6 protein-coding genes are annotated in these 5,932 nt (G+C 66.2%); 2 read left to right on the top strand and 4 right to left on the bottom strand.

Going from position 1 to position 5,932, the window contains the following annotated elements; translation table 11 throughout:
* Positions 1-435 precede the first annotated feature (435 nt).
* Entirely contained in the window at positions 436-765 is a 330-nt protein-coding gene (locus CEJ42_RS23975; protein ID WP_088752778.1) for a hypothetical protein, read from the top strand.
* 4 nt (positions 766-769) lie between these two features.
* On the opposite strand, the gene CEJ42_RS23970 is transcribed toward CEJ42_RS23975, so the two are convergent.
* From CEJ42_RS23970 to CEJ42_RS23955, 4 genes are all read right to left on the bottom strand, one after another.
* A complete protein-coding gene (locus CEJ42_RS23970; RefSeq protein ID WP_088752777.1) occupies positions 770-2,092 on the bottom strand; it encodes a DUF2863 family protein in 1,323 nt (440 codons plus the stop codon).
* 11 nt (positions 2,093-2,103) lie between these two features.
* The gene (locus CEJ42_RS23965; protein WP_079217473.1) at positions 2,104-3,045 is read right to left on the bottom strand and encodes a DMT family transporter; all 942 of its coding nucleotides are present in this window, start codon (positions 3,043-3,045) and stop codon (positions 2,104-2,106) included.
* Between the two features lie 198 nt (positions 3,046-3,243).
* Positions 3,244-3,489, bottom strand: a complete 246-nt coding sequence (locus CEJ42_RS23960) for a tautomerase family protein (protein ID WP_088752776.1) — start codon at positions 3,487-3,489, stop codon at positions 3,244-3,246.
* Positions 3,490-3,497: 8 nt separating this feature from the next.
* The gene (locus tag CEJ42_RS23955) at positions 3,498-3,707 is read right to left on the bottom strand and encodes a tautomerase family protein (protein WP_088752779.1); all 210 of its coding nucleotides are present in this window, start codon (positions 3,705-3,707) and stop codon (positions 3,498-3,500) included.
* Positions 3,708-4,003: 296 nt separating this feature from the next.
* Between CEJ42_RS23955 and cuyB the strand changes: the two genes are divergently transcribed.
* Positions 4,004-5,464 carry a cysteate racemase gene (cuyB, locus tag CEJ42_RS23950; protein ID WP_088752775.1) on the top strand — a complete coding sequence of 487 codons (1,461 nt, stop codon included), beginning with the start codon at positions 4,004-4,006 and terminating at the stop codon, positions 5,462-5,464.
* The last annotated feature ends 468 nt before the right edge of the window (positions 5,465-5,932 follow it).

The following is a 5,932-nucleotide window of genomic DNA, read 5'->3' as shown; positions in this document are numbered from 1 at the left end:
TGGAGATGTTGGAGATGTTGGAGATGTTGGAGATGTTGGAGATGTTGGAGATGTTGGAGATGTCGGAGATGTCGGAGATGTCGGCGATGTCGGCGATGTCGGCGATGACAAAGATGACAAAGATGACGAACAGCACAGCTGGCTCAAGAGAGTAGTCACTACAGTCGCCCCACCCCGATATCTCCCAAGACCTCAAAGCAGACAACAACGCCCCCTCCCCACCAACCCGACAACAGAGCCCCCCTCAACCCAACATCCTTGCAACTTCCCCCATCATTTTTACAGCCACGCCATCCACGTAAATCCAGGTAAGACCCCACCACCGCCCGGGTACAAAAGCCTACGCTGTCATTCCTGCATTTCATTCCCTGCAGCAACACCGCCGCAAGGAATCCAGTCAATTGCAGCTTCATGAGCAAAGCACGAGGGGGTCTCATGCGCACATCACACTTATCACGCCGCCTGCGCGCCGGCAGCCTGCTGGCCGCATGCGCCGGCGCAGCCGCGTTGTCGGGCTGCGCCAATTTCAGTGAAGTCAAATCGGAGGATCGCGACCTGTTCATGGTCAGCGCCACCGGCGTGAGCTACACCATGTCCATCCCGGCGCTCACCGCCGCTGCCAAGGAAAAGGCCTACGACTTCTGCGGCAAGCAGCAGATGAAGGCCGACCTGCGCCAGCTGGTGCGCGGCTGGCGGCCGATGCAGGTGGAGCTGTATTTCCGCTGCCAGCCGCAAGGCGTGAGCCTGCAGGCGCTGCTGGACTGAGCGCTCAGCTGCGGGGAAAGTCGCGCTCGCGCTGGGTGCCGCCGTCGGCGTCGATGGCGTCGGCCAGCCTGAAGCCGGCCACGCCCAGCGAAGACACGGCATCGGCCGCGTCGAACAGTTGCTCCTGGGCGTCGCCGTCGAGCACCTGTTCGGACCGCGCCAGCACGCGCGCGCCGGCGCGCAGCACGACCTGCAGCACCGCCTCGCCGTCGTCCTCGGCCACCGCGAATACGGCATCGGCATCGCCTGCGGCCACGCCGGATTGCGCCAGTCCCTGCTCCAGTTCGGACAACATCTGCAGCGTGCGGTACTCGGCGTTGCCGGTGCGCTTGGCGCCGTGGAACAGGTCCTGGTACATGAAGTGCAGTTCGCACTGCGCCTGCCCCGCAGGCTTGCCGGTCAGGCACTGCTGCATCAGCGGCGTGTACTTCTCGGCCCAGCTGCGGAAGTGCGCGGCGCGCTGCTCGAAGTAGGCATCGGCGGCCGCCTCGTCCGCGGGAATCGCATAGAAGGGATCGTTGAGATCCTTCAGCGCGAAGCCCAGCAGGAAGCGCAATTCCAGCACCTCGTCGTCGGCGCCGAACGCGCCGTCCGGCCAGCCACGCATGCTGCGCTCGATGGCCGGCACGCTCATGACCTTCTTGTCGGTCAGCGAGGCGAAGGCGTCGCGGTTCATGGCCTCGACGTCGCCGTAGGTCAGCGCGCCGATCTCTTCCGGATGGTAGAGGTGGTGCACCAGCACCACGCGCGCCTTGGGGCTTTCCAGCCCGGCGTCCTGCAGGCTGGCGCGCAGCGCGTCGAAGGCGTCGCCGTCGGCCAGCGCCTGCTCTTGCCGCAGGCCGCCGCGCGTGCGCGCCAGGAAGGGGATGAGGAAGGCGTTGATCTCCATCTCCTTCTCGCCCCGGCGCAGCAGCACCACGTCGGCCGTCTCTTCGGCCACGTCCAGCAGCAGGCCGTGGCCGCGGCGGTTGTCGTAACGCAGCTGCTCGAGCGCTTCGTACAGCGTCTCGTCGTCGCGCTGGCGCAGGCAATTGCGCACCATGCGCTCCAGTTCTTCCTGGCCGACGCGGCGGCCGCCGGCGTCGGGCTCGCCGGCGGCAACCGCGGTGGCCAGGGCCACCATCTGCAGCATCTCTTCCTCGCCCTCATCCATCACCTGCGAAGCCGCATGGGCGTTGTGCTGGCGGCGGCGCGAGGCGTCGGTGGCGACGTGGGTCTTGGGCTTGTCCTTGGCCGGGCCTGCCGGCTTCTGGTTCGGGTTGGGCCTGGCGGCAGGCTTTTGCGCCTTGGACTGGGGCTTGCCCTGGGGGCGGGTCGGTTTGTTCATGGGTTCCTCGCTCAGTTCAGCGGCAATTCGGTTTCGGTTGTCCTGGCCGCGCGGCCGGGCAAGGTGGCCAGCAGCATGCCGGCCATGGCGACGGCAAAGGCGCCGGCCTGCAACAGCGTCAGGCTCTCGCCCAGCGCGACCACGCCCACCAGCGCGGCCGACACCGGCAGCATCACGGTGAACACGCCGGCGCGCCCGGCCGGAACGACCTTCAGCCCGGTCATCCACAGCCAGACGGTCCACACGCTGGCGGCCAGCGCGTAGAACACCAGCAGCAGCCAGATGTTGGCGGGCACGGCGCCGAAGTCGAAGCGCAATGCGGTGTAAAAGCCCATGGGCGTCATCAGCAGCAGGCCCCACAGGTTGATGACGGCGCTGATGCGCTTGGGCGTCAGCACCGCGGTCAGTTTCTTGCCGATCACGGCGTACGAACCTTCGCACAGCACCGCGCCGAACACCAGCAGGTTGCCCAGCCAGGCATTGGCCGCATGCGCGCCGCCGGCGTCGCCGTGGGTGTTCTTGGCCAGCGACAGCATGCCGATGCCGATGGCGCCGCAGGCCACCGCGCCCCACACGCGCAGGGTGATCTTTTCCTTCAGGAAGATCCAGCTCATCAGTGCCACCACCGCGGGAATGGCCGACATGATCACACCCGCCGACACCGCGCTGGTCATCGACACGCCGGTGATCATGCAGATCGTGAACAGGAAATTGCCGAGGAAGGATTCCAGGAACACCAGCCAGCGCGATTGCGCCGACAGCGGCTTTTCATCGGCCGGCTTCTTCAGCCAGCGCGCCATGGCCACCGCGCCGATGCCGAAGCGCATCCATGCCAGCAGGAACACCGGCAGCGCCGCCGCCAGCGGCTTGGTCAGCGCGACATAGGCGCCCACCATGGACATGGAAAGGATCAGGCAGCCGTAGCCCATGGCGCGGCTTGGGGTGTAGCTCATTGTTGTTCGTCTGTGGTTGGCGGCGGACCGGGCTGCCCGCCTGAAGGTCAGCCCCGCATTTTACCCGCAGACGTCGCCGTCGCCGGAACGCATTGCACGGACGAAAAAAGGGGCACGCGAACGTGCCCCGCAAAAGGGTCCAAACTGCAAAACACAACCACGACGTTGTTCGGACCAGCCAAATGAAACAGGTGGGGATCAGGACGCCGTCACGACGCATCCGGCATCCGGCGTGCGGCCGTGGCGGTCGACGCCGCGGCCCAGCGATTTCGCGGTCTTGCCGGAAATGCCGTATTCGGTGTTGGGGATGTCTTTGAGGATCACGCGCACTTCTTCGCGCGCCATCCCCACGGTATGGACGGCGGCGTCGGTCAGCGCGGCGATCAGCCGCTCCTTCTGCTCGTCGGTGCGGCCGGCGATGAAAAAAACCTGGATGATGGACATGGCGCCTCCTAGCCCTGCTGTGCGCGCGGCACGCCAAGCGCCGCCAGCGATTTTCCGGCGACGCCGAACTGCCTGGGCGGCACCTCGGTCAGCCACACGCGCACCGAGTCGATGGGCGCGCCGATGGCCTCGACGGTGGCATGGGTCAGGGCGGCCACCAGCGCTTCCTTCTGCTGGTCGCTGTAGCCTTCGACGACGAACATTTCGATATTGGGCATGATCTGCAAGGCGAAAAGCGGCACGATCGGCCGCAAAGCCGCACAGCCAAAGGCTTTGCGACGCTGACTGCATGGTAGGTGCGCAGTTACGATAAATCAAATTCATGCATCGCATGGCACGGATAAGCGGGACGGATACGTAGGTCCACGCGCGCCTTATGTCCAATACGCATGAGCCCGCCGCCCCAAACGCCCGCGCCGCCCCCGCTCCATGCGCGCAATGCATCGGCGCCGCTGCCGCCTGCGCGCATACTGGCTGCATCGACGACAAGGCGGCAACCCGCGCAAGGACCAGCATGACCACTCCCCGTAACAACACCCGCCGCTCCTACGGCATCGTCGGCGGACTCGGTCCGCTGGCCTCGGCCGACGTCTTCTTCAAACTGATGCAGGCCATGGCCGCGCGCGGCGGCATCGCGGACGCCGACGTCGTCTTCGAGCAGCACCCGTTTCGCGGCAGCGGCTCGGCCAGCGTCGCCGCCGCCACCACCGAGCGCAAGCTGTACGTGTTCGACATGATCCGCGACTTCGAGAAGCGCGGCGTAGGTGCGGTGGTGCTGCCCTGCTTTCTCAGCCACACCTTCCTCGACGAGCTGCGCGCCAACACCGCCCTGCCCATCGTCGACATGATGGAAGCGCTGAAGCACCACGTGCGCCAGACGCATCCGCAAGCGCGGCGCATCGGCGTGCTGACCTCGGACGCCACGCGCAGCTCGGGCCTGTTCGAGCGCTACTTCCCCGAGGCCTCGTTCGAGGTGCGCTATCCGCGCACGGTGCAGGGGCGCGACCTGGTGACCGAGGCGGTGTACGGCGAAGACGGCATCAAGCGCGGCAACCTGGGCGGCCGGCCGCTGCAGCTGCTGACCGAGGCGGCGCGCGACCTGGCCGCGCAGGAAGTGGACCTGATCCTGCCCGGCCTGACCGAAGTCGCGCTGGTGGCGCACGCGGTGACGCCGCTGGCGGTACCGCTGGTGGACACCAACCGGGTGTATGCGCAATACGTGGCCGACAGCCAGGGCGAGGCCGCCGCCAAGCCGTTCAAGGTCGGCGTGGTGGGCGGCGTGGGCCCGGCGGCGACCGTGGATTTCATGCAGAAGATCGTGCGCAACACACCCGCCGCGCGCGACCAGGACCACATCAAGGTGCACGTGGAACAGAACCCGCAGATCCCAGACCGCACCGACAACCTGGTCGGCCACGGCCAGGACCCGACCATCGCGCTGTACGCCACCTGCAAGAAACTGGAAGACGGCGGCGCCGACCTGATCGCCATTCCCTGCAACACCGCGCATGCCTATGTGGAGCGCATCCAGTCCAGCCTGTCGATCCCCATCGTCAACATGCTGACGGTGACGGTGCAAAGCATCCGCGAGCGTTATCCGGAGCTGAAACAGGTCGGCCTCCTGGCCACCTCCGGCACGCTGGGCAGCGGCGTCTACCAGCGCGCGCTGGAAGAACAGGGACTGCAGCAACTGGCGCCCTCCCCCGCCGCGCAAGAGCGCGTGATGGAAGCGATCTACGGCCGCGAAGGGGTGAAGGCCGGCCACACGCAAGGCCGCTGCCAGGACGACCTCCGCGCCGGCCTGGACGACCTGGTTCGGCAAGGCGCCGAGGTGGTGATACTCGGCTGCACCGAACTGCCGCTGTTGCTGCCGTTCGCCGAGCTGGCGCTGGAGGACGGCAAACGCATCGCGCTGGTCGATCCCACCGATACGCTGGCGCGGCGCTGTGTGGAATTTGCGGGGGCGGCTGGGTAGTGAGCGCTGCGTGCGATGGAAGAGACTGGCGTCGATCTGCGACGAAAGACGCTGGATCCCGGCGTGCGCCGGGATGACGGAGGTGGGAGGAAAGCCGGCTGTCTTGTGCACAGGTCGCACCAGACGCCAATGACAAGTCCGACTACCCCATCCCCTTCTCCGTCATCCTGACGAAAGTCAGGATCCAGCGTCGTTCAGCAGCCGTCGATGCACAACGAAAGCCACTGGATCCCGGCGTTCGCCGGGATGACGGAGGTGGAGGTGAGCGTTGGCGGTGGTAGGAATGTCGATGGTCTTGCTGAGTCCATCGATCGCAGATGAAGCCTGTGAGACCTGACGGCCCATCTTCCTTCTCCGTCATCCTGACGAAAGTCAGGATCCAGCGTCGTTCAGCGACCGTCGATGCGCAACGAAAGCCACTGGATCCCGGCTTTCGCCGGGATGACGAAGGTGGTGGCAAGCGTTGGC

The organism is Herbaspirillum robiniae (genome assembly GCF_002213415.1).
GTDB classification, from domain to species: domain Bacteria; phylum Pseudomonadota; class Gammaproteobacteria; order Burkholderiales; family Burkholderiaceae_D; genus Herbaspirillum; species Herbaspirillum robiniae.
Note: the sequence above shows the minus strand (reverse complement) of the source record. Positions and strands in the feature narration are given on the sequence as shown.

What these genes read in the sequence shown, in the direction of transcription:
- CEJ42_RS23970 (WP_088752777.1), bottom strand. Translation starts at nt 2,092, where the DNA reads ATGAACAAACCGACCCGCCCCCAGGGCAAGCCCCAGTCCAAGGCGCAA.
- CEJ42_RS23960 (WP_088752776.1), bottom strand. Translation starts at nt 3,489, where the DNA reads ATGTCCATCATCCAGGTTTTTTTCATCGCCGGCCGCACCGACGAGCAG.
- cuyB (WP_088752775.1), top strand. Translation starts at nt 4,004, where the DNA reads ATGACCACTCCCCGTAACAACACCCGCCGCTCCTACGGCATCGTCGGC.
- CEJ42_RS23975 (WP_088752778.1), top strand. Translation starts at nt 436, where the DNA reads ATGCGCACATCACACTTATCACGCCGCCTGCGCGCCGGCAGCCTGCTG.
- CEJ42_RS23965 (WP_079217473.1), bottom strand. Translation starts at nt 3,045, where the DNA reads ATGAGCTACACCCCAAGCCGCGCCATGGGCTACGGCTGCCTGATCCTT.
- CEJ42_RS23955 (WP_088752779.1), bottom strand. Translation starts at nt 3,707, where the DNA reads ATGCCCAATATCGAAATGTTCGTCGTCGAAGGCTACAGCGACCAGCAG.